The organism is Tabrizicola thermarum, from assembly GCF_003574395.1.
GTDB lineage: Bacteria > Pseudomonadota > Alphaproteobacteria > Rhodobacterales > Rhodobacteraceae > Tabrizicola > Tabrizicola thermarum.
This window is the reverse complement of the sequence record NZ_QMJY01000042.1, coordinates 1-783: the sequence shown is the minus strand read 5'-3', so window position 1 is coordinate 783 and position 783 is coordinate 1. Positions and strand designations below refer to the sequence as shown.

The window sequence follows — 783 nt, the reverse complement described above, 5'->3', positions numbered from 1 at the left end:
TAGGGTCAGGACCCATTGATCTTGCACTTGCAGCATGATTCAGCCTCCGCAAGGAGACTGACCGATGAGCAACCTTTTCTGGCTGACCGAGGCGCAGATGGCGCGGCTGCAGCCCTTCTTTCCCAAGAGCCACGGCAAACCGCGGGTCGATGACCGGCGGGTGTTGAGCGGGATAATCTTCATCAATCGCAATGGCTTGCTGTGGTGCGATGCGCCGAAGGAATATGGCCCGCCGAAGACCCTCTACAATCGTTGGAAGCGGTGGAGTGAGAAGCGGGTATTCGCCCGGATGATGGATGGCCTGGCCTCCGAGGCAGCCGTTCCGAAGACGGTGATGATCGATGCGACCTACTTGAAGGCACACCGCACGGCGACCAGCCTGCGGTCGAAAAAGGGGGGCCAGGCGACCAGAGGGGCCGTCTGATCGGCCGAACCAAGGGCGGCATGAACACCAAGTTGCATGCCGTCACCGACGCTGAGGGCCGCCCTATCCGCTTCTTCATGACCGCAGGCCAAGTCAGCGATTACACCGGCGCGGCGGCCCTGCTGGGCAGCCTGCCAAAAGCGGAGTGGTTGCTGGCCGACCGCGGATATGACGCTGATTGGTTCAGGGAAGCGTTGAAGGACAAGAGGATAAAGCCCGTTCAGGGCTGATTTGATCCACTGGATCAAATCTTGTAGCCCTTCACCCCCGGCAGGAAGTCGCGCGGCAAGCTCATCAGGCACGACAAGCGCCGCTACAAACGCCGCAACCGCATCGAAATCATGTTCGGGCGCCTCAAG

At 60.7% G+C, this 783-nt stretch carries 1 pseudogene; it reads left to right on the top strand.

Annotation, left to right across the window (positions count from 1 at the left end):
- Positions 1 to 64 precede the first annotated feature (64 nt).
- Positions 65 to 783, top strand: a pseudogene (locus D5084_RS09065) (IS5 family transposase); the annotation flags it as partial.